Annotated in this window: 20 protein-coding genes; 17 read left to right on the plus strand and 3 right to left on the minus strand. The window is 43.0% G+C overall.

The genetic code is table 11. The features are described from left to right. The first annotated feature begins 73 nt into the window (after positions 1-73). The 9 genes from ilvB (at position 74) to truA (ending at position 10171) form a co-directional block, all read left to right on the plus strand. Complete coding sequence (gene ilvB / locus BUB56_RS10715) at positions 74-1711, plus strand: biosynthetic-type acetolactate synthase large subunit (protein ID WP_110941315.1); 1638 nt, start codon at positions 74-76, stop codon at positions 1709-1711. A 22-nt stretch (positions 1712-1733) separates the two neighbouring features. Further along, positions 1734-2261: an acetolactate synthase small subunit gene (gene ilvN / locus BUB56_RS10720; RefSeq protein ID WP_110941316.1), complete on the plus strand. Its 528-nt coding sequence runs from the start codon at positions 1734-1736 to the stop codon at positions 2259-2261. 2 nt (positions 2262-2263) lie between these two features. Then, positions 2264-3781, plus strand: a complete 1518-nt coding sequence (locus tag BUB56_RS10725; RefSeq protein WP_110941317.1) for a 2-isopropylmalate synthase — start codon at positions 2264-2266, stop codon at positions 3779-3781. Between the two features lie 66 nt (positions 3782-3847). Continuing rightward, positions 3848-5422 (plus strand): citramalate synthase, encoded by a 1575-nt coding sequence (cimA, locus tag BUB56_RS10730; RefSeq protein WP_110941318.1) that lies wholly within the window; start codon positions 3848-3850, stop codon positions 5420-5422. A 3-nt stretch (positions 5423-5425) separates the two neighbouring features. Then, complete coding sequence (leuC, locus tag BUB56_RS10735; RefSeq protein WP_110941319.1) at positions 5426-6694, plus strand: 3-isopropylmalate dehydratase large subunit; 1269 nt, start codon at positions 5426-5428, stop codon at positions 6692-6694. Further along, positions 6688-7182, plus strand: coding sequence for a 3-isopropylmalate dehydratase small subunit (gene leuD, locus BUB56_RS10740; RefSeq protein ID WP_110941320.1), 495 nt, complete (start codon positions 6688-6690; stop codon positions 7180-7182). The genes leuC and leuD overlap by 7 nt, the downstream gene beginning before the upstream one ends. Next, complete coding sequence (gene leuB, locus BUB56_RS10745) at positions 7179-8249, plus strand: 3-isopropylmalate dehydrogenase (RefSeq protein ID WP_110941321.1); 1071 nt, start codon at positions 7179-7181, stop codon at positions 8247-8249. The genes leuD and leuB overlap by 4 nt, the downstream gene beginning before the upstream one ends. 557 nt (positions 8250-8806) lie before the next feature. Continuing rightward, complete coding sequence (locus tag BUB56_RS10750) at positions 8807-9373, plus strand: cysteine hydrolase family protein (RefSeq protein WP_110941322.1); 567 nt, start codon at positions 8807-8809, stop codon at positions 9371-9373. 60 nt (positions 9374-9433) lie between these two features. Beyond that, on the plus strand, positions 9434-10171 hold the full coding sequence (truA, locus tag BUB56_RS10755) for a tRNA pseudouridine(38-40) synthase TruA (RefSeq protein WP_110941323.1): 738 nt from the start codon (positions 9434-9436) through the stop codon (positions 10169-10171). Positions 10172-10297: 126 nt separating this feature from the next. On the opposite strand, the gene hcp is transcribed toward truA, so the two are convergent. Further along, positions 10298-11626 (minus strand): hydroxylamine reductase, encoded by a 1329-nt coding sequence (gene hcp, locus BUB56_RS10760; protein WP_330392617.1) that lies wholly within the window; start codon positions 11624-11626, stop codon positions 10298-10300. A 251-nt stretch (positions 11627-11877) separates the two neighbouring features. Here hcp and BUB56_RS10765 point away from each other — a divergent pair, with 251 nt between their 5' ends. From BUB56_RS10765 to rsgA, 6 genes are all read left to right on the plus strand, one after another. After that, positions 11878-13524 carry a hypothetical protein gene (locus tag BUB56_RS10765; RefSeq protein ID WP_110941324.1) on the plus strand — a complete coding sequence of 549 codons (1647 nt, stop codon included), beginning with the start codon at positions 11878-11880 and terminating at the stop codon, positions 13522-13524. Positions 13525-14059: 535 nt separating this feature from the next. Next, a complete protein-coding gene (gene potA, locus BUB56_RS10770; RefSeq protein WP_110941367.1) occupies positions 14060-15103 on the plus strand; it encodes a spermidine/putrescine ABC transporter ATP-binding protein in 1044 nt (347 codons plus the stop codon). Between the two features lie 2 nt (positions 15104-15105). Then, complete coding sequence (locus BUB56_RS10775; protein WP_110941325.1) at positions 15106-15939, plus strand: ABC transporter permease; 834 nt, start codon at positions 15106-15108, stop codon at positions 15937-15939. Further along, positions 15933-16706, plus strand: coding sequence for an ABC transporter permease (locus BUB56_RS10780; protein ID WP_110941326.1), 774 nt, complete (start codon positions 15933-15935; stop codon positions 16704-16706). The genes BUB56_RS10775 and BUB56_RS10780 overlap by 7 nt, the downstream gene beginning before the upstream one ends. Before the next feature lie 4 nt (positions 16707-16710). Continuing rightward, positions 16711-17772 (plus strand): ABC transporter substrate-binding protein, encoded by a 1062-nt coding sequence (locus BUB56_RS10785; protein WP_408606956.1) that lies wholly within the window; start codon positions 16711-16713, stop codon positions 17770-17772. A gap of 400 nt (positions 17773-18172) precedes the next feature. Then, positions 18173-19237, plus strand: coding sequence for a ribosome small subunit-dependent GTPase A (gene rsgA / locus BUB56_RS10790; protein WP_110941328.1), 1065 nt, complete (start codon positions 18173-18175; stop codon positions 19235-19237). A 106-nt stretch (positions 19238-19343) separates the two neighbouring features. Here the strand turns inward: rsgA and BUB56_RS10795 are convergent, their stop codons facing one another. Further along, positions 19344-19895, minus strand: coding sequence for a GDYXXLXY domain-containing protein (locus BUB56_RS10795; RefSeq protein WP_110941329.1), 552 nt, complete (start codon positions 19893-19895; stop codon positions 19344-19346). Further along, positions 19885-20964, minus strand: coding sequence for a DUF2157 domain-containing protein (locus tag BUB56_RS10800; RefSeq protein WP_110941330.1), 1080 nt, complete (start codon positions 20962-20964; stop codon positions 19885-19887). The genes BUB56_RS10795 and BUB56_RS10800 overlap by 11 nt, the downstream gene beginning before the upstream one ends. Positions 20965-21138: 174 nt before the next feature. Here BUB56_RS10800 and eutS point away from each other — a divergent pair, with 174 nt between their 5' ends. Together eutS and BUB56_RS10810 are read left to right on the plus strand one after the other, a co-directional pair. Beyond that, positions 21139-21486, plus strand: a complete 348-nt coding sequence (gene eutS, locus BUB56_RS10805; RefSeq protein ID WP_110941331.1) for an ethanolamine utilization microcompartment protein EutS — start codon at positions 21139-21141, stop codon at positions 21484-21486. A gap of 15 nt (positions 21487-21501) precedes the next feature. Continuing rightward, positions 21502-21927, plus strand: a complete 426-nt coding sequence (locus tag BUB56_RS10810; RefSeq protein ID WP_110941332.1) for a EutP/PduV family microcompartment system protein — start codon at positions 21502-21504, stop codon at positions 21925-21927. Positions 21928-21972 lie beyond the last annotated feature (45 nt).

The raw sequence follows: 21972 nt of genomic DNA on the forward strand, positions 1-21972 counted from the left end.
CTCAGGATGACAAATTATGGGTTAAGTTGACGCCTATGATTTCACTGTTTGAATAAGGGGAGGTAGAGCTTTTATGAAAATAACAGGAGCACAGGCGATAGTAACCTGTCTAAAGGAAAATAATGTAGAAGTCGTCTTCGGGTATCCGGGAGGGGCAATCCTCCCTGTATATGACAGTTTGATCACATCCGGAATCCGTCATGTATTGGTAAGAAATGAGCAGGGTGCTGCCCACAATGCCAGTGGATACGCCAGGGCCACAGGAAAGGTAGGGGTGTGCATTGCCACCTCCGGCCCTGGTGCCACCAATCTGATAACGGGAATTGCCACCGCCTATATGGATTCCATACCCATTATCGCCATTACCGGGCAGGTGCCTTTGCAGATGATCGGCAGAGATGTTTTTCAAGAGGTAGATATTACTGGCGCCATAGAACCATTCTGCAAACACAGCTATCTGGTAAAGGATGCCGGGGAGATTCCACGGATCATGGCAGAGGCCTTCTATATTGCTAAAAGCGGAAGACCGGGACCGGTGCTAATAGACATACCGAAGGATGTAGCCCAGCAGTCCATCCAATATAAATATCCTGAGAAAGTAGAGTTAAGGGGTTATAAGCCTACGATTGCAGGTCATCCTCTTCAAATAAAAAAGGTAGTGCAGGCTATTAGCGAATGTACAAGACCGGTGATCTGCGTAGGCGGCGGAGTGATTTCTGCCAATGCAGGGGAAGAGGTATTAACACTGTCTGAGATGATTCAAGCGCCTGTTGTAAATACCTTGATGGGCAAAGGCGCTTTTCCGGAAAATCATTTTCTGTATAGCGGAATGGTAGGGCAACATGGCAGTGCAGCAGCCAACAAGGCGGTTAGTCAGTCGGATCTGCTGATTATTTTAGGAGCACGATTGGGTGACCGGGCTACGGGGAATGTGGATCATTTTGCTACCAAAGCAAAGATTATTCACATTGATGTAGATCCTGCAGAAATCGGAAAGAATGTATCCACAAAAATCCCTATCGTAGGTGATATTAAGCATACCCTGGGTCTGTTAATCAGGCATCAGCCGACCCGCATGGAGAATGATTGGGGAAATCAGGTCAACCAGTGGAAGAAAAAGTGGGCATATCCTTATGCGAAGGGACTGTCTTTAAATCCAAGAGATATACTTCATAGATTGTCTGCCATGATTGATTCGCAAAACAGCATATTGGCAACTGATGTAGGTCAGCACCAGATGTGGGCAGGGGGTCACTATCGTGTAGAGCGGCCTAGATCCTTCATCACTTCTGGGGGGTTGGGGACAATGGGATATGGATTGCCTGCAGCAATAGGTGCAAAGCTGGGGGATCCGGAAAAAGAGGTAATTCTTTTAACAGGAGATGGCAGCTTTCAAATGAGTCTTCAAGAATTGGCGGTTCTGGTTCAGGAGGATATTGCTGTTAAGATCATACTGTTTAACAATAACGCCCTGGGCATGGTTCGAGAGCTGCAGCGGCATTACTGCGAAGGAAGGTATTATCAAGTGCATATGAAAGGGAATCCTGATTTCGGCATCCTAGTCAGTGCTTATGGCATTCCCTATTTAAAGGTTGACAGTCCAGAGGCATTGGAAAAGGGCCTAAAAGGACTGCTGGAGAGCAGTACTTCAATGCTGTTGGAAATAGCTGTTGATGCTGAGGATTATGTAGTAGCCCCTAGTAACAAATAGTCCTTGAAAGGAGAAATGAGCGATGCGCCATACCATATCTGTGTTGGTAGAAAATCATCCCGGTGTATTATCCAGAGTGTCTGGACTTTTCAGCCGCCGGGGATTTAATATAGAAAGTCTGGCAGTAAGCACCACCGAGGACCCTACGATCTCCCGCATGACCATTATGGTAGATGGAGATGATGCGGTGGTAGAGCAGGTGACAAAACAATTGAACAAACTGATAGATGTCATTAAGGTTTTCGATATATCTAAGGATTCTGTGATGCGGGAATTGGCTTTGATCAAAGTAAGTGCCGGCCCCGCAGACAGAAATGAAATCATTCAAATTATGAATATCTTCCGGGCAAAGGTAGTAGATTTGAGCAAAAGCTCTATTACCATTGAAATCACGGGAGACAGTGAAAAAATATCAGCCCTGGAGGAGCTGCTCAGACCCTTCGGCATCAAGGAAATGGTCCGGACGGGAGCCATTGGTATTGAGAGAGGAAACAAAAACGGCAAGCAGCAAAACGGCAGCTCCGAGGATTCGAATAAATTGGAGGGATAAGGATGGCAGGTAAAATTCATATATTTGATACAACCCTAAGAGATGGAGAGCAGTCCCCAGGGGTCAGCCTCAATATCCAGGAAAAACTTCAGATTGCAGCCCAACTGGCAAAATTAAACGTAGACGTAATAGAGGCAGGCTTTCCCATTGCCTCTAAAGGTGACTTTGAAGCAGTTAGAGCAATCGCCCAGAAAATAGAGGGCCCTATTATTGCGGGTTTGGCGCGGGCGGAAAAAAAGGATATTGACCGAGCCTGGGAAGCACTGCAGTATGCAAAAAGGCCTAGGATTCATACCTTTATAGCTACTTCTGAAATTCACATGCAGCACAAATTAAGGATGTCCAGAGAAGAGGTTCTGAATCGGGCCATCGAGATGGTTAAGTATGCACGGAGTCTATGTGAGGATATCGAATTTTCAGCAGAGGATGCCTTCCGCAGTGACCCAGCCTTTTTATATCAGGTTTTCGAAGGGGTTATTGCTGCAGGGGCCAGGGTCATCAACATCCCGGATACTGTAGGCTATGCAACCCCTGTGGAGTTCGGAAGATTGATCAGGAATATCAAAGAAAATGTAAGCAATATAGATCAGGCCATGGTCAGCGTACACTGTCACAATGATTTAGGGATGGCAGTGGCCAATACCTTAGCTGCCTTAGAAAATGGGGCCCAACAGCTGGAGTGTACTATTAACGGCTTGGGAGAGCGGGCAGGCAATGCGGCCCTAGAAGAGATTGTGATGGCACTGCATACCAGAAAGGACTGGTTCAACGGAGCCACTGGAATCATCACGGAACAAATTCACCGAACCAGTACCCTCGTCAGCAAGCTGACAGGGGTTTCTGTACAGCCCAATAAGGCTATTGTAGGAAACAATGCCTTTGCCCATGAATCAGGCATCCACCAGCACGGGGTATTGAATGAAAGGACCACCTATGAGATTATGACACCTGAATCTGTGGGGTTGAAGGAAAACCAAATGGTTCTTGGAAAGCACTCCGGTCGGCATGCCTTTGAAGAGCGGCTGAAGGAGTTGGGCTTCTCTTTGAACAAAGAGGAAATTGAAGAGTGTTTTGTAAAGTTTAAAGACTTGGCAGATAAGAAGAAAATAGTTTCCGATCAGGATTTGGAAGCCTTGCTGTCGGAAAAAATTACGGAGATTCCGGAGACCTATGTGATGGATTACTTTCACATCTCCAGTGGAAACAAGACCGTATCCACCTCAACCGTCAAGCTGCTGAAGGAGGATATACTGATTGAGGAAGCCTCCACTGGGGACGGGCCTGTAGATGCAATCTTTAAGGCTATAGAAAAGGCCGTGGGCATGGAAATCATTCTGGCCGAGTATTTCTTAAAGGCGGTTACCAGCGGAAAGGATGCACTAGGGGAAGTGACCGTGAAGATACGGAAGAATGGTACCCTGTATCTGGGCAGAGGAATTAGCACCGATATTATTGAGGCCAGTGCCAAGGCCTATATCAATGCAATCAATAAGATGATCTATACGGAGCAAGAAAATTAGCAAAGTGAAATTAAGGATTCCTTCCAGGAAAGGTAAGAAGATGGAATATTTATGGAGGTACAGGAAATGAAAAAGATAGCCATCTATGATACAACCTTGAGGGATGGAGCACAAGCAGAAGGAATTTCTTTCTCTGTAAAAGACAAAATAAAAATCGTCGAAAAGTTGGATGCTTTAGGAGTAGATTATATCGAAGCAGGAAATCCAGGCTCCAATCCAAAGGATTTAGAATTCTTCAAGTCAATTGCCCCCATGGAATTGAAGCATTCAAAATTGGCGGCCTTTGGCAGCACCAGGCGCACCAATAAGCCTGTGGAAGAGGATGCAAACATACAGGCCTTACTGAGAGCAAATACGCCTGTAGTAGCCATATTCGGAAAAAGTTGGGACTTTCATGTTACTGAGATCATCCACACCACCCTTCAGGAAAATCTCAATATGATCCAAGATACCCTTCAATATCTGAAGGATAAAGGGAAAGAAGTGATCTATGATGCGGAGCACTTCTTCGATGGGTATAAGCATAATCCGGACTATGCAGTGGAAACTTTGAGAGCAGCCGCAGCCGGAGGTGCATCCTGGCTGGTACTCTGTGATACGAATGGAGGGACCCTGCCCCTTGAGATCAAAGAGATTACAAGGAAAATAGTTAAGGAATTTCAGGTTCCTATCGGCATTCACTGTCACAATGACACGGGGATGGCGGTTGCCAATTCCTTTATTGCTATACAGGAGGGGGCACGACAGCTGCAGGGAACCCTCAACGGCTATGGAGAGCGCTGCGGAAATGCGAATCTGTGTGTATTGATCCCAAATTTACAATTAAAAGCCGATTATTACTGTATTGAGGATAAAAAGCTGAAAGAGCTTACGGGAATTTCAAGATGGGTTAGTGAGCTTGCCAATATGGCCCATGATGAAAAAATGCCTTATGTAGGAAACAGTGCCTTCGCCCATAAAGGAGGAATGCATATTGATGCAGTTCATAAGAATCCACTTTCCTTCGAGCATATACCTCCTGAAGTTGTAGGAAATGAACGGAGAGTGCTGATGTCAGAAGTGGCGGGTAGGAGTACGATTCTATCCAAGATCAGAGGAATAGATGGCCGCATTCATAAGGAGTCACCGGAAACAAAAGAAATTATAGAACGATTAAAAAGTTTGGAGAATGAAGGATATCAGTTTGAGGGAGCAGAGAGCTCTGTTGAGTTGATGATACGAAGAAAAATTGGAGCCCATAAGCGCTTTTTTGAGATTAAGGATTTCCGGGTACTCTCTGAAAAGCCTTGGAAGGACGATAATAGTGCCACTGCTATGATTAAGGTGGCAGTGGGAGATCAAGAAGCAGTAACAGCAGCAGAAGGAAACGGCCCGGTAAATGCGCTGGATAAAGCCATTCGAAAGGCATTGGAAGTTTTTTACCCCCAATTAAAAAACAACCGTCTAACGGACTATAAGGTACGGGTGCTCGATACAAATGCTGCTACAGGTGCAAAGGTAAGAGTTCATATCGAATCCACTGACGGAGAAAATGTTTGGGGAACAGTAGGCGTATCTACAGATATTATTGAAGCAAGCTTTGAAGCTCTGGTGGATTCAATCGAATACTTTTTATTTAGAGAAATGGAACAGGAGGAATAGGAAATGGGTATGACAATGACGCAAAAAATACTGGCGCAACATGCCGGTTTGAAAGAAGTAAAACCAGGACAGCTGATTCAGGCAGATTTGGATATGGTGCTGGGAAATGATATTACTGCTCCGGTAGCAGTTGAGGAGTTTAATAAGATTGGATGGGACAGCGTATTTCATAAGGAAAAGATTGCAATTGTACCGGATCACTTTACGCCTAATAAGGATATAAAATCAGCAGAGCAGTGTAAAACAATTCGGGAATTTGCCAGAAAGCATGAGATTAAGCATTACTTTGAAATCGGACAGATGGGTATTGAGCATGCGCTGCTTCCGGAGAAAGGTTTGGTAGTACCGGGTGATCTGGTGATTGGTGCAGACTCACATACCTGTACCTACGGTGCACTGGGAGCATTTTCCACAGGTATTGGCAGTACCGATATGGCAGCGGGTATGGCTACCGGTAAGGCCTGGTTTAAAGTACCGGAGGCTATTAAATTTGAACTGACGGGAACCTTGGGTGAATGGGTAAGCGGCAAGGATGTGATTCTTCATATTATTGGAAAAATCGGCGTTGAAGGAGCCCTGTACAAATCCATGGAATTCACAGGAGAAGGATTGAAGGCATTATCCATAGATGACCGCTTTGCCATGGCCAATATGGCTATCGAAGCGGGTGCAAAAAATGGAATTTTTGATGTAGATGAAGTCACACTGCAGTATGTAAAGGAACATTCCACAAAACCTTACACAGTATATCAGGCTGATGAAGATGCAGTCTACAGTGAGGTTTATCCCATCGATCTATCTCAGATTAAGCCGACAGTAGCATTTCCCCACTTGCCGGAGAACACAAGAACCATCGACGAGGTAGGGGATGTTGCTATCGATCAGGTGGTAATCGGTTCCTGTACGAATGGACGTATAGAAGACATGCGCATTGCAGCAAAAATATTGGAAGGAAAACAAGTACATCCTCATGTAAGAACCATTATTTTTCCCGCAACTCAGAAGATTTACCTACAGGCTATGGAGGAAGGCTTGCTGAAAATATTCGTGGAAGCGGGAGCGGTCGTGAGTACACCTACTTGCGGACCATGCCTGGGCGGCCATATGGGTATTCTTGCAAAAGGGGAAAGAGCAGTTGCTACCACCAATAGAAACTTTGTGGGAAGAATGGGTCATCCAGAAAGTGAAGTGTATTTAGCCAGTCCAGCCATAGCTGCAGCATCAGCCATAACAGGTAAAATATCATCACCAAAGGAGGTAATAGGATGTTAATAGGAAAAGTCATCAAATATGGAGATAATGTAGATACAGATGTGATCATACCGGCAAGATACCTAAACACCTCGAATCCACTGGAGCTGGCAAAGCATTGTATGGAAGATATTGATGCCAGCTTTATAGAAAGAGTTGAAAAGGGAGATGTGATGGTAGCAGGACGCAACTTTGGCTGTGGTTCCTCTAGAGAGCACGCCCCTATTGCTATCAAAGCATCTGGAATCAGCTGTATTATCGCTGTCAGCTTTGCGCGTATTTTTTATCGCAACGCCATCAACATTGGATTACCAATATTGGAGTGTGAAGATGCGGCAAGAGCAATTGAAGAAGGTCAGCAGGTGGAAGTTGACTTAGCCAACGGAAGGATTGTAAATCGTACTACAGGAGAAAGCTATAAGGCAGCACCCTTCCCAGAGTTTATGCAAGAGTTGATCAAGGCGGAGGGACTAATCAATTACGTAAAAAAAGGGAGGGCACAGGGATGAAGATAGCACTGATACCCGGTGATGGAATCGGACCGGATATTATTGAAGAAGCAGTAAAGGTAATTAATGCTGTTGGGGAAAAGAAACAAATTTCCTTTGAATTTATCACTTATCTGGCGGGGGGAGCTGCCATTGATCAAACCGGTATACCCTTGCCGGAAGCTACGCTGGAGGGCTGTAAAAAAAGTGATGCAGTACTGCTAGGGGCTGTAGGTGGACCTCAATGGGACACACTGCCGGGACATCTGCGCCCGGAAAGAGGACTCTTGGGATTGAGGAAGGGAATGGAGTTGTTTGCCAACCTAAGACCAGCACTACTGTTTCCTCAGTTAAAGGCTGCATCTACCTTGAAGGAAGAAGTTATCGGCGATGGTATTGACATCATGGTTGTGCGGGAGTTAACAGGAGGCATTTACTTTGGAGACAGAGGAAGAAATGAAGAAGGGACAAGAAGTGCTTATGATATGGAAACCTATTCAGAGCCTGAAATTGACAGAATTACAAGAATCGGTTTTGAAATTGCAAAAAAAAGAAAAAAGAAACTTACTTCTATTGACAAAGCCAATATTTTAGAAACCTCTCGGCTTTGGAGAGAGGTGGCAGAGAGAGTTGCCAAGGAATACCCGGAAGTAGAACTGCATCACATGTATGTAGATAATTGCGCTATGCAGCTGATCCGAAACCCCCATCAGTTTGATGTAATGGTTACCAGCAACATGTTTGGAGATATATTGAGTGACGAGGCTTCTATGCTGACGGGCTCCTTAGGGATGCTTCCTTCTGCCAGCCTAGGCAGTGGAAAGCTAGGGATGTATGAGCCGATCCATGGCTCTGCACCGGATATTGCGGGACAGGATATCGCCAATCCGATTGCTGCGATTCTCTCGGCAGCTATGATGTTTAGATACTCTTTCGAGATGGAAGCAGAAGCAGTGATGATTGAAGAGGCTGTTGCCCGCGTGTTGGAAGCCGGCTATCGAACAAAGGATATCATGGAAAAGGATATGAAGCTGGTGGGAACAAAGGAAATGGGAAGTTTGATTGCAGAGGAAATAAAAAAGATGTAGCTTTGAAGCTGCATCTTTTTTCTGCAGTGTGCCGAATTACGTATCGTGATCTATTAAGGATGTTGTAGGGTTGGACCCAAAGGCGTCAACTTAATCCAAATATTTCTAAATAAACCTTAGAAGCATGTCATTCTGAGCGTTAGCAAAGAATCTTATAGAACATAAGCAAGATTACTTTTGATTATCAGAATATATCATCTAGCTTAAAGATCCTTCGACTCCGTTTTACTCCGCTCAGGATGACAAATGATGGGTTAAGTTGACGCCTATGGGGTTGGGCCTCTGTGTCCAACCGCATTACGATCCTAATAGCGGGAATGGAAACCTTGATGGCGGGAATGGAAACCTTGATGGCGGGAATGGAAACCCGCCACTACATTAGTTTTTATGGGCAGTATGCTTTGCAACGGATCTCTTGCCAGTGAAAAATCTTATATTATAGAAGGAAAATGAATGGATATATAGAAATCAATCATATAGTCTATTTTCACCTAGACTTGGGTATAAATAGTATAAAAACCAGAGAATTGGTGCAAAAATGATTGGGAGGGAATGACATGATGAAACTAGTACCTGAGAAGACAGCACTTTTAGTAATCGATGTACAGTGGGATTATTGGAAGTTGAAATTGCCCCAAGTACCCCCTGCTTCTTTACTGTTCAAGCTGAAAACTCTGATTCATTTTTGTAGAAGCCGCAAAGTAAAAGTAGTCTATATTAAACACATCAGTCACAACACAAGAAGCATGTTTTTCCAGGAGGGAACAGAGGGTACGGAGATTATGGAAGAAATAAAGCCTTTAGCGGAAGAGACGGTGATTACAAAACATACTCCAGGTTCTTTTTTTAATACAAATCTCAACGACCTCTTACGCGAAGCAGGTATTGAGAACCTGATTCTTACAGGAATGCGTACGGAGCATTGCTGCGACACCACTACAAGGGAGGCTCATGCCCTAGGGTATCGAAACTACTTTATATCTGACTGTACCGCTACTTTTGATATTGTAGAGAAAAATGGAGAGGTTATTCCTAGAGAGGAAATTCAAAAAATGACGCAAGCTGTTCTAAATAACGGTTTTGCTACAGTATTGAGTGCAGATGAAATCATGGAGCTTTTTTAGAGAATCCTGATCAGCGTGGCAATGCCTGTTGCCTGAGAGGAAGGAGAAATAGGAGTAAGCATGAGAAATATACGATTGACGATTGAATATGACGGAACAAAATATAATGGATGGCAGAGGTTGGGAAACACGGAAAATACCATACAGCATAAGCTGGAGAATGTATTGAGCCTGATGTCTGGAGAAAATATTGAGGTCATTGGATCGGGAAGAACCGATGCGGGGGTTCATGCCTTAGGACAGGTGGCCAACTTCCATACCCGCAGCCCAATGACCACAAGGGAGATTTTAGATTACTGCAATCACTATTTGCCCCAGGATATTGTGGTGAAAAAAGCGGCAGAGGTGGAGGAACGGTTTCATGCCCGGTACAATGCTGTCAGCAAAAAATATATGTATCGTATTTGGAACAGCCATATTCCCACCGCCTTTTACCGAAAATACTCCTACCATGTACCTGAGCCTCTCAGCATAGAAAAAATGAGAAAAGGCACAGCCTATTTAGTGGGAAAACATGACTTTCAGGCCTTCTCTTCAGTAAAGTCTAAAAAGAAATCCACAGAACGGGAGATATACAGCATAGAAATCCTTAAGGAAAGAGAAAGGATAGATATCCTCTTCCATGGAAACGGATTTTTGCATAATATGGTCAGAATTATGACAGGAACCTTGCTGGAGATTGGGCTGGGAAAGCGAAAAGCAGAGGAGATCCCCCTGATATTAGAGGGAAAAATAAGAGAAAAGGCAGGTGTCACAGCACCTGCCCAGGGATTGTTTCTCTATGAGGTATATTATTAAAGATTAGTGTCTTTAAATGGTTTAATGATGATGTGGGGTTTAGGAGGGTACAGAGACCCTCTCCTTCTTTTTTATATTGAAAGATTTTGTAGTGGCGGGTTTCCCTGCCCGCCATTGTTATTTGGATTAGCCTAACATTACTTTTAAGTCTTCCTGTGCATTGCCGCTGATGAGCTGTAGATTGAAGGTATCTTGCAGCACCTTTAATACGCCGGGGCTTACAAACTTTGGTGCACTTGGACCAACGTAAATGTTCTTTACACCTAAGCTGAATAAACCTAAAAGAATCGCTACAGCTTTTTGCTCGAACCAGGATAGTACGATGGACAGCGGTAGATCATTTACACCGCATCCAAAGGCTTCTGCTAATGCAAGGGCGATTTTTACTGCAGATCCGGAGTTGTTGCACTGACCTAAGTCGATATATCTTGGAATATCTGTTCCAGGAACTGTACCAAGGTCTAAATCATTAAATCTGAATTTACCACAGGAAGTTGTTAACAATACAGCACCTGCCGGTAAAGCAGCAACCAATTCTCTATAGTAGTCTCTTCCTTTTGTAGGAGCATCACAGCCTGCCACAACAAAGAAGCGGGTGATTTTTCCACTTTTAACTGCATCAATGATTTCTGGAGCAATGCTTAATACTGTATTGTGGTGGAAGCCTGTTGTTAATGTCTTATCGGATTCAATATTTGCAGCCGGTAAAGACAATGCTTTTTCAATAATTGGCGTAAAGTCGTTGTTCTCAATCTTTGCTACGCCTTCTAATCCTGCAGTCCCATAAGTCCACATTCTATCAGAGTAGCTGCCTTTGATAGGCATCAAACAGTTGGTTGTTCCAAGGATGGCTCCTGGGAATTGTTCAAATAACTGTCTTTGATCAAACCATGCTTTACCTACATTACCTTTTAGATGACTATATTTTTTAAGCTCAGGATATCCATGAGCAGGAAGCATTTCTGAGTGGGTATATATATTAATACCTTTTCCTTCTGTTTGCTTCAGCAGTTCCTCCAGGGCATACAAATTGTGTCCTGTTACCAGGATTGCATGACCTTCTACCTTATCCTGGGAAACCTTTACAGGTTGAGGTACTCCTAATCTTGAAGTATGAGCACGATCCAACAGATCCATTACGCGTACTGTAGCTTCTCCTACCTTCATCGCCATGCCGATATGTTCAGCTAGATTAAAATTTGAATTCGTCAGTGTTGTATAAAGGGCCTCATGCATGATCCCATCTACTTCCGGATCTCTCATTCCTAATTCTTTTGCATGCGTAGCATAGGCAGCTACACCCTTCAGACCAAAGATGATGGTATCTTGCAGACTTGAAATGTCAGGGTTTTTACCACATACACCAAATTTTACACAACCGGTTTGGGGTGTTTGCTCACATTGGTAACAAAACATTGGATTAGGCTCACTTTGTTCATTCTTTTTGAAAAACATTGGACATCCTCCTTTAGTATATTGTAATTTTTTTGAAGTCATTTGGAAGCTTAAGTACAATACTATCTTAACCGATAGGGAAATCATACTCTGTGACATGTGTCACGAAATAATGTGATGATTATCAATCTTTAGGAGACTCATTACAAAAAGTTAAAGACTTATCCACAGCCAGATTCCCTAGTTTTGCTATATAATCATGCTGTGGGAATATTCAGAAACTATAGAGTTTGTCCCAGGGGGGGATTAAAATGCTGGTAAAAATGAAGGATTGGAAATTTGTTCTGCTGATTTCATTCTTCGCACTTTATTTTTTGTTTTTTTCTGTGCTGTATATGGATGAGGTTAAGCTGCCCTCAGAAGAATGGAGCAGAGAAATATTTATAAAAGAATTTAACGCAACCAATGTAGCACAGATCATGAACAGCAGAAATGTTACGACGCTGCATTTGCCGGAGGAGAATGGTTTTTTGACCATTTATCATGAAAATGGGCGGCTGCATACCCTGCAAATGGATTATGGCGGGAGAATCGTTTCAGAAAAAACTTTAGAGCCGGAGATTTTGGAAAGCTACAAGATAAAGGCGTGGAGAGATCAGGACAGAATCTATCTCTACAGTTTAGAAAACAGAACCCTGCAGGGATATGTCTTGGACTGGAAAAGGGGAGAAATCATCCGCCAGAAGACAATGGGCGAAGGTATTCGAGATATGGAGTTAGAAGAGAATCTATTATTCTTTGCCGGGGATCAGGGACTGCAGTGGACCGATGGGGGCGAGATTCATCGGGCTTTAGAAAATCAAGTCATTGAAAAGCTGGAAGTGGCGAAAACAGACAATCTTTATCATATTGCCTTTGTGGAAAGAAAGGCAGACAGCAGTAAGATTGTAAATTATGGACTCTATAATTCTGAAGAGAATTCTCTTACAGCTCAGGAAATCGGAAACATTCCCAGCGGGACCAGCATGTCCTTAAGTCATATTGATATTGGAGCCGGAGATAAAGATTTGTATATTATTGCTGTAAGTATAGATAATAAGTTTAGCAGTAGTACAGTAGAGTATTTTCAATTTTCCAAGGGTCGCCCGGAGCATGTAATCAGAGGGAACATGAATATTAATGGTTACGCGCCCAATCCTGTAATTCTGGCTGTTGACCAGAGGGATCTGACTTTTATTGCAACTGCGGAGACTACAAAGGGCAATAATAAAAAGGTAAACAATCTGGTGGAGTTTACCTTTAGAGATGGTGAAATAACCGATAGAAAGCTGCTGTCTAAAACTGACGGACTGTCAGTGAGTCCCCGATGGTTTACCGTAGGAGAAGACAGATACCTTCAGTGGATTGATGTAGTAGGCAACAAAAAGCGCGTTATGCTGGCCGGTGACAGCCCCCAACTAATGGAGGCCGCAGGAAGCCTGAGAAAAGACCAGTGGATGAAGCTGTTTATGGATACTACCCTGGGATTAGTACCCATCACCTATATTGCAAGTATCCCCTTGGTATATACCTTTGTGCCTGTTGTGATTCTCATGTTTTTGGGGTCTATGGCACGGTTGAGCTGGATGGAGCAGAACACGATGAAGGTTCTATTTGCTGCTGTGGTCATGCACACCTTAGCGAAATTATCCTTTACCAATAGTGCTATTTTCAACAATGAAAGTTTAGGAAATGTGTTGCCCCAATTTATAAAGAATCCCCTTGTATTCGGGATATTATTTCTGCTAACCACGGCCATTGCCTCTTACTGTGTGTTGGACTATACCAGCAAAAAAGGAAAACCACACTTTTTCTCCAGCTATGCTTTTTTCGCTATTATAGACATTTTTCTCTATAGTTTATTAGTACTTCCTTATTATTACACATACATTACATTAGCCTATTTTACAAAGCTGTAGATCCATTAGATTATATATCTGAAAAACGGAGATGGCAGATCTATAGAACAAATAAAAACGAGTCACTTAGATAAATCTATGGTGACTCGTTTTTAATATGAATAGAATCGGAAGTAACTGTAGCAGCCCTTATAGGACTTTGGTGGACTATCTTTTATCAATCTTTCAACCTTCCTTCTAAATACTTTTTTTCTAGCACAGGCTTTTATTCTTCTTTCGGAGATATGATTAATCTTTCTGTATTTTTGGGTATTGCTAATTATTTGGCTGCTAGGGAATTACCGGATTCTACTCTAAGAAGGATGTCCTTCTTGTTTTATTTATACCACAGGAGACCGTATTTAAACAAAAAATCTAAAAAAATTTTTCTTTATAGTGTAAATATTGACAAAAAGGCATAAAAAAAATATAATAAATTGAATTTAGTTTTAGTAAACTTTAAGTTTACTAAAACTAAATAACTACATAGGCTTTATTGAATATTATGAATCAGAATGGGTAGCTAGTCTATAAGCGCATCATGAGGAGGGATAAGATAGAGATGAACATCATCGAGCTAAAGGGTGTATCAAAGCGGTTTGCAGAAAAGGATGCTTTAGTAGACATTAACCTTAGTATTCGGCCAAAGGAATTTGTAACACTGTTGGGTCCCAGCGGCTGCGGCAAGACGACGACACTGAGAATTATTGGGGGATTTGAACAGCCTACCAATGGAGACGTTTATTTTGAAGGCCGTAGAATCAACCATCTTCCCCCTTATCAGAGACAGTTGAATACGGTTTTTCAGAAGTATGCATTATTTCCTCATCTCAATGTCTATGAAAATATCGCCTTTGGTTTAAATATAAAAAAGGCAGCGCAGAAGGATATTGCAAAAAAGGTTGCCTATATGCTTCAGCTGGTTAACCTTGAAGGTTTTGAGAAGAGAAAGATTCACTCTCTAAGCGGCGGTCAGCAGCAGCGGATTGCCATAGCAAGAGCATTGGTCTGTGAGCCGAAGGTGCTCCTCTTGGATGAGCCCCTGGGAGCTTTGGATTTAAAGCTGAGAAAAGAGATGCAGTTGGAATTGAAAAAAATGCAGCAGCAGCTGGGGATTACCTTTATTTATGTAACCCATGATCAGGAGGAAGCCCTGACAATGTCAGACCGGGTTGTGGTGATGAGTGACGGAGAGATACAGCAGATTGGTACGCCCGAAGACATTTACAATGAACCGGTAAACCAATTTGTAGCCGATTTTATTGGAGAAGGCAATATATTAAAGGGAATTATGCTGGAAGACTATCGTGTGAAATTTGAAGAGCAGATTTTTCCTTGCATTGATAAGGGTTTTGGAAATAATGAGGCTGTTGAGGTATTGGTAAGGCCTGAGGATATACAGATAGTAGATCCGGAAAGAGGCATGCTTCGGGGAATTGTAGAGTCTGTGGTTTTTAAGGGTGTTCACTATGAAATTATGGTCAGAGATGAAAGTGGTACCCACTGGATGATCCACAGTATCCATATGGCAAAAAATGGAGAGGCAGTAGGGCTAAAAATCCTTCCCGATGCCATCCATATTATGAAAAAGGCGGTGTAGCCATGAGAAAGAAATGGCTGGCCATTCCCTATGCCCTATGGGCTTTGATTTTTAGTGTCATACCAATTTTATTGATTGCCATATACAGCTTTTGCAGTCGGTCTCCCTACGGAAACATCGTATATACATTTACCTGGGACAACTATCGGCGATTTTTAGAGCCCATCTATTTAAATGTATTGTGGCGCTCAGTGGTATTGGCGGTACAGAGTACCATCATCTGCTTCTTGCTGGGATATCCCATGGCCTTGCTCATTGCCCGAAGCGATATAAAAAAAAGAAGCCTGATGATTCTGTTGTTTATTCTCCCTTTGTGGACAAATTTTCTGCTGAGAACCTATGCATGGATGGTGCTCCTGCGGGATCAGGGTGTTATCAATCAATTTTTAATAGCCCTTGGGATCATTGAGGAACCTTTAAAGCTGCTCTATACAAATGGTGCCGTATTGCTGGGAATGGTATATAACTTTTTGCCCTTTATGGTACTGCCCATTTATGCTGTACTCTCCAAGCTGGATCACAGCCTTATTGAAGCAGCGGAAGATTTAGGTGCTACTTCTCTGGAGGTTTTTATGAAGGTGATTTTTCCCTTGAGCATACCCGGTGTTATATCCGGTACTATTATGGTCTTTATGCCTGCTGTTAGTACTTTCATTATTTCAGATCTGCTTGGGGGCGGACAAACGATTCTACTGGGAAATTTAATTCAGAATCAATTTCTAGTGGCTAGAAATTGGCAGTTTGGATCCTCCATTTCTATTATTATGATCTCCATGATTTTGGTTTGTATGGCTATCATGGGACGATATAGGGAAGAGGGGGGAGAGCTGTGGTAAAGAAAGCCCTCAAGGGAACTTACATAACCCTGATGTACCTGTTCTTATATTTGCCGATTTTTTTGTTGATCGTGTATTCTTTTAATGATTCTAGATACCGGGGCAGCTGGAGCGGATTTACTTTCCGATGGTATAGGGAGCTGTTTCAAGACCGAACCATTGTTGCTGCGCTGTACAATACCTTTACCATCGCTCTGTTGGCTGCATTGATCGCTACGGTTATTGGCACCGTCAGCGCTGTTGCCATCCATAATATGTCACCGAAAGCCAAGGTTTTCTTTATGAATGTTACTTATTTGCCTGTACTCAATCCAGATATTGTCATTGGAATATCCCTTTTAGCCCTCTTTGTGTGGATGCAGCTAAAATTAGGGTTTATTACATTGCTGTTAGCCCATATTACCTTTAATATTCCCTATGTGATTTTAGCAGTACTGCCAAAGCTAAAGCAATTAAATCCTCATTTAGAAGAAGCAGCCCTGGATTTAGGGGCAACACCCTTACAGGCATTTTTTAAGGTAATTCTTCCGGAAATTATGCCCGGAGTGATTACGGGAGCACTGCTGGCCTTTACCTTATCTTTGGATGATTTTATGGTGAGCTTTTTTACTACAGGTTCAGGGATAAATACCTTATCGATCAAAATATACTCAATGACCAAGCTGGGGGTAAGTCCGAAGATAAACGCACTGTCTGCATTGCTCTTTATTGGCGTCATCGGCCTGTTGGGTGTGCTGCAGGCAAGAATTCGAAAAATATATGATTAAAGGGGTGATCCATTTGAAAAAAGTAGTAAGCTGGATAGGAATTTTCCTATTGTGTATTGCACTGACAGCCTGTGGATCAGGCAAAACCAATGAACAGGGGTATTATAACCGGTTGAATGTCTACAACTGGGGAGATTATATCGATCCTCAGGTATTAGCGGATTTTGAGGAAGAATACGGCATTAAAATCAATTATGAAAACTATGCCAACAATGAAGAAATGCTGGCAAAGATTCAAGCCGGCGGGACAGACTACGATGTGATCTTTCCTTCGGAGTATATGGTGGAAGCTATGATCACTCAAGGGCTGCTGCAAGAATTGGATATGGCGAACTTGTCTAACTTTAAGAATATCGGGGATCAATTTAAGGACCTACCCTATGATCCGGGCAACAAATATTCTGTACCTTATTTCTGGGGAACCATGGGGATCATTTACAATACCAAATTGGTTGATGAGGAGATTGATAGCTGGGATGCTCTATGGAATCCTAAATATAGCCGCAGTATCGTCATGATTGACAGTGCACGGGACACGATTGGTATTACTTTGAAAAAGCTGGGATATTCGCTTAATACCAGAAGTATTGAAGAATTGGAAAAAGCTAAAGCAGAATTGATACGCCAGAAAGAATTGGTAAAGGCCTATGAGGTAGATGCTTATAAGGACATGATGATTGCTGGAGAAGCAGCTATGGCCCTGGCCTGGTCCGGTGATGCCATGCTCCTCCTTGAGGAAAATCCTGACTTAGCTTACGTAATTCCAAAGGAAGGCACCAATCTATGGTTTGATGCCATGGCGATTCCTACCACCAGCAAGCATAAGAGAGAGGCAGAGCTGTTTATCGATTATATGATGCGTCCTGAGGTTGCTGCAAAGTGTGCCGCCTATGTGATGTATGCTACGGCCAATGTGGAAGCCATGAAGCTGCTGCCGGAAGAACTGACAGAGGACGAACTGGCCTATCCGAAGGGCAATATCTTTGAAAAGGGTGAGGTATTTATCGATCTGGGTGAATTTACCACAGAATATGATCGGGTCTGGACAGAAATCAAGGCTTATTAAAAGAGAGATTTTTTTCTCTCTTTTTTTGTACCTTGACGAAACTCTGGGCATAATATAAAATGAAATCGTTAGAATATGAATAAAACCATACACTGAAAGGAGTGTTGAAATATGCGAAAAGTTGAGATTGTGATTGAGGTGAAGGATGTATAACTAAATAATGCCGGAAATAATGGTACAGTAAACCCGCTGCAACGGGTGTTTTTGTATTGTTCTTTTTCCGGAAGTCTTGCAGAAAGCTGATGTCATGTCCATAAGGGCCTTGAGGGGCGGAGAAAATGGTACACGGTTTGCTTATCGTGTTTTTTTATTGTCCTTTTTCTCTTAGTGAAATTCTGTGGATCAATGAAGAACTGCGGAATTTTTTCAGTTTTTTGCTAAATATTAGAGGAGGAAAAGCATGGATTTAAAAGTATTAGGTTGGAATTCAGATTATGAAACCTATTTTCAACAACACTATGGCCAGGGATATGTCCCGGGCAGGGTTACCGTTGAGCATAAGAGGATCTATAGGGTATTAACAGAGCAAGGGGAGATTCTGGCAGAGTTAAAAGGAAAGCTGAGATATGCTGCCACAGGGAGAGAAGATTTCCCAGCAGTGGGGGATTGGGCGGCCCTTTCATTGAGGGAGGAGAACCGGGGACTTATTCACGGCATTCTCCCAAGAAAAAGTAAATTCTCCAGGAAGGCAGCAGGTAATACCACAGAAGAGCAGATGGTAGCAGTAAATATCGATACGGTGCTCATTTTGAATGCCCTTAATGGAGACTTTAATATACGCAGATTGGAAAGGTACCTAACGATGGCGTGCGAAAGCGGTGCTTATCCTGTAATTGTTTTGAGTAAGGCGGATCTGTGTGAGGATATTGAAGAAAAGCTGCTGCAGGTAGAAGCCGTGGCTTGCGGGGTACCGGTCCACGTCATAAGCTCTATTAAAGGGGAAGGACTGCAAAGGATTGAACAATATATGGGAATAGGAAAAACCATAGCCCTCTTAGGGTCCTCCGGCGTGGGAAAATCTACATTGGTGAATACGCTGACAGGCAGGGAAGCGGTAAGGACTCAGGAAGTAAGAGCTGGGGACGACCGGGGAAAGCATACCACCACCTACCGTGAACTCCACGTATTGCCCGGCAGAGGTGTGATTATTGATACCCCTGGAATGCGTGAGCTGCAGCTTTGGTGCAGTGAGGAGGGAATACAGGATGCCTTCGATGACATTGAGGAAATTGCCACAGGCTGCCGATTTAAAGACTGTAGCCATGATAAAGAACCGGGCTGTGCCATTCAACAGGCCTTGGTGGAAGGGTTGCTGGAGGAAAGCCGATGGCTGAGCTATAAAAAGCTGCAGAGGGAACTTCTCTTTTTACAGGGGAAACAGGACCAGCAGGCAAGAATAGCTGTAAAGAAGCATCATAAGGCAATTAGCAAGAGCATAAAGCAAGTCTCTAAGAATAAATACTAGACCTATTGCACTGCGGCTAAGGGTCTGGTAAGAGATGTATAAGATGTAGGGGACGACGATTCTGTCGTCCCTCATTCATGTAAGATTTAACATTTATATATCAAGACTATTCTTTGGGATAGACATTTTGTAACACTGCATAGCCTCTGAAAACCTTGATCTCAGCCAGAAGCTCCCCTTTCGCGGAGGCTTCCTCCAACGCAGTACCTGTATTCTCAGGAACAAAGAACTTATCCAGCTGATAATCTACCCGTAGGATGGGGTTGGGACCCATGGCATTATGATACAGGTAAGCGGCCTTCATATAGATTCCGCTCTTCGGCCTTTTTAAGGATGCTCCTTGAACTTCATAGATACCTGCCTCATTGGGAGCCAGGGTCACATAAATGGATTGATTTCTGAATCTTGAATAAGCATTATCTCCGCTGAGTTCATTCTGATCCCCTTGAGAAAACTTATCCAAGGGGATTTCCTCTATAAGATAGCTTAGAATGACATAGTCGCCCCGAAATAAATCCCTAGGATCAACAGGCCTGGTTTCCAGCAGGATGGTTTCCCCTGCAAAAGAGGTCATGATGGGGAGGACTACCATGGATAATAGAATAATCAATGGAATGCTGACTGCGATTAGGGCGCGGCGATGAAAATTAATTTTCATGGAAGATTCCTCCTTTCTTTCTGCGGGAGCGTTCAAACCAGTAGCCAAATCCCGATAATAACAGGCCGCTAAGGATGAAGAATAGGGATTTGGGCATAAAGTCGTACATAGTGTCTACATAATAACGGAAGATTAGCATACAGATAAAAATCAAACTGAGCAAATCCTGTTTTCGCGTCAGATAGAAAAGAAAGACAGCATATCCAATGGCGAAAAAGATGCTTGCAAGGTCAGAAGCGTTAAAAGACAATGCTGATTTCCATATATCTGAGATGGTTAGCAGCAGGCCCAGGATTCCGAAAAGCAATCCGCCCTGCAGCTTAAATACACTTCTGCCAAAGGGAACAGGAGCAAAATACATGATTATGCCAATCACAAAGAAAAATAAAAGGATATATAGGTCTGTAAGGCCTGTATAATCGGTAAGGCGCCAGATACTGTTCAATACCAGCAGGTTGGCAAAGAAAACGGCAGTCTGATGATAGTCAAAGTAACGGATACTGTAATAATAAGCCGGAACTAATATAAACAGCAGTACGGGAAGACTGTCTAATATAAAGGAGCCATTGACATAAACCATTAAAAGAATTCCCGAAAAGATGAACAGCAGCTTATCCTTATAGAGCAGTGCCATAGGAAGGGTACCGACGGCCCAAAGCAGAAAGGCCTGGGAAAAGTGACCCCCATAGTGAAAGATCTGTCCCACCAGAAAAATACCTGCACCGAAGGTGAGAATGCCTAGATAGGTAAGGCTGCGGCTGGTTTTAGGGTATAAATTTGCTGTTCGGAAGCTGGTATAATTTACACCAATATATATGGTAAGAATCAATAGATATTTTTCAGCTTTGCCCATGTAAGCCCAGTTGCTTGCGATAAAGCTTAGGATTCCCAGCCCGATGAGAACAGAACCAATGGTTAGCAGAATTCGAATAAAGCTCATTTTTTCTTTTATTTCATAAAGGGCAGTTACATCCTTCATTTGTTTCTCTGTGATGATCTGTGCATCGGTCCAATGCTGCAGTTCATCCTTAAGGAATTGATATTGCTTTGCTTCGATTTTCTTTTTCATCTCTTCACCCCTTTCTGTTGCTTATTCTCATTATACCACTTTCCTTAGGGGTTCTAACAAGGAGGAATGCAGGAAGATTTATGAAAGGTCTAAATATTCCATTGAATTGTATGAGTATTCATAATATAATGGACATAAATAGGACTGTATGGAAGATCAAAGGGAGTGGGGAAGATGGCAGAAGAGAAACAAAGGATTATACAAGAATATGTACCTGGGAAGCAGATTACATTAGCACATTTGATTGCAAATCCAGATGCCAGCATCTATAAAAAACTAGGGTTGACAGAGGAGTATCGGGAGGCAATTGGGATATTGACCATTACACCCAGTGAAGCGGCCATTATAGCGGCCGATGTTGCAAAAAAGGCAGCGGGAGTAGAAATCGGATTTATCGACAGGTTTAGTGGTTCACTAATCATTACCGGAAATGTGTCCAGCGTAGAATCTGCCCTTCGTGAAGTTATACATATGCTTCAAACGGTGCTGGCCTTTACACCTACCAAGGTTACAAGGTCCTAGGAGTGTATATTGTATATGACGAAAATTATGCTGATCGGACGCACGGGGTGTGGAAAAACTACTTTGTCTCAGGCCATTCATGGGTTGCCCCGGCAAGACAAGAAGACCCAAACCATTGAATACTATCCTCTGGTAGTAGACACCCCGGGAGAATATATAGAAAAAAGATTTTACTATCATGCACTGATCCAATCGGCAGCTGATTGCCAGCTGGTTGCCTTTGTACAGGATAGTCAGGACGACACCTGTGTATTTCCTCCGGGCTTCGCCGCATTGCTGGGGAAGCCGACTATTGGGATTATAACAAAAATCGATAAGGACGTAAGATCTCTGGAGCACATCCGAAGGATGCTCGAAAACGCAGGGGTTGATCAGATCTTTGAAGTTTGCGCTTTGGACGGAAGAGGACTTGAAGATATTTGTGCATTGTTGATGGAATAATTATAGGACAACAGAGCATATATTTATACAAAGTACAAAGCAATA

The sequence above is a fragment of the Geosporobacter subterraneus DSM 17957 genome, from assembly GCF_900142145.1.
In the GTDB taxonomy this organism is placed as follows: domain Bacteria; phylum Bacillota; class Clostridia; order Peptostreptococcales; family Thermotaleaceae; genus Geosporobacter; species Geosporobacter subterraneus.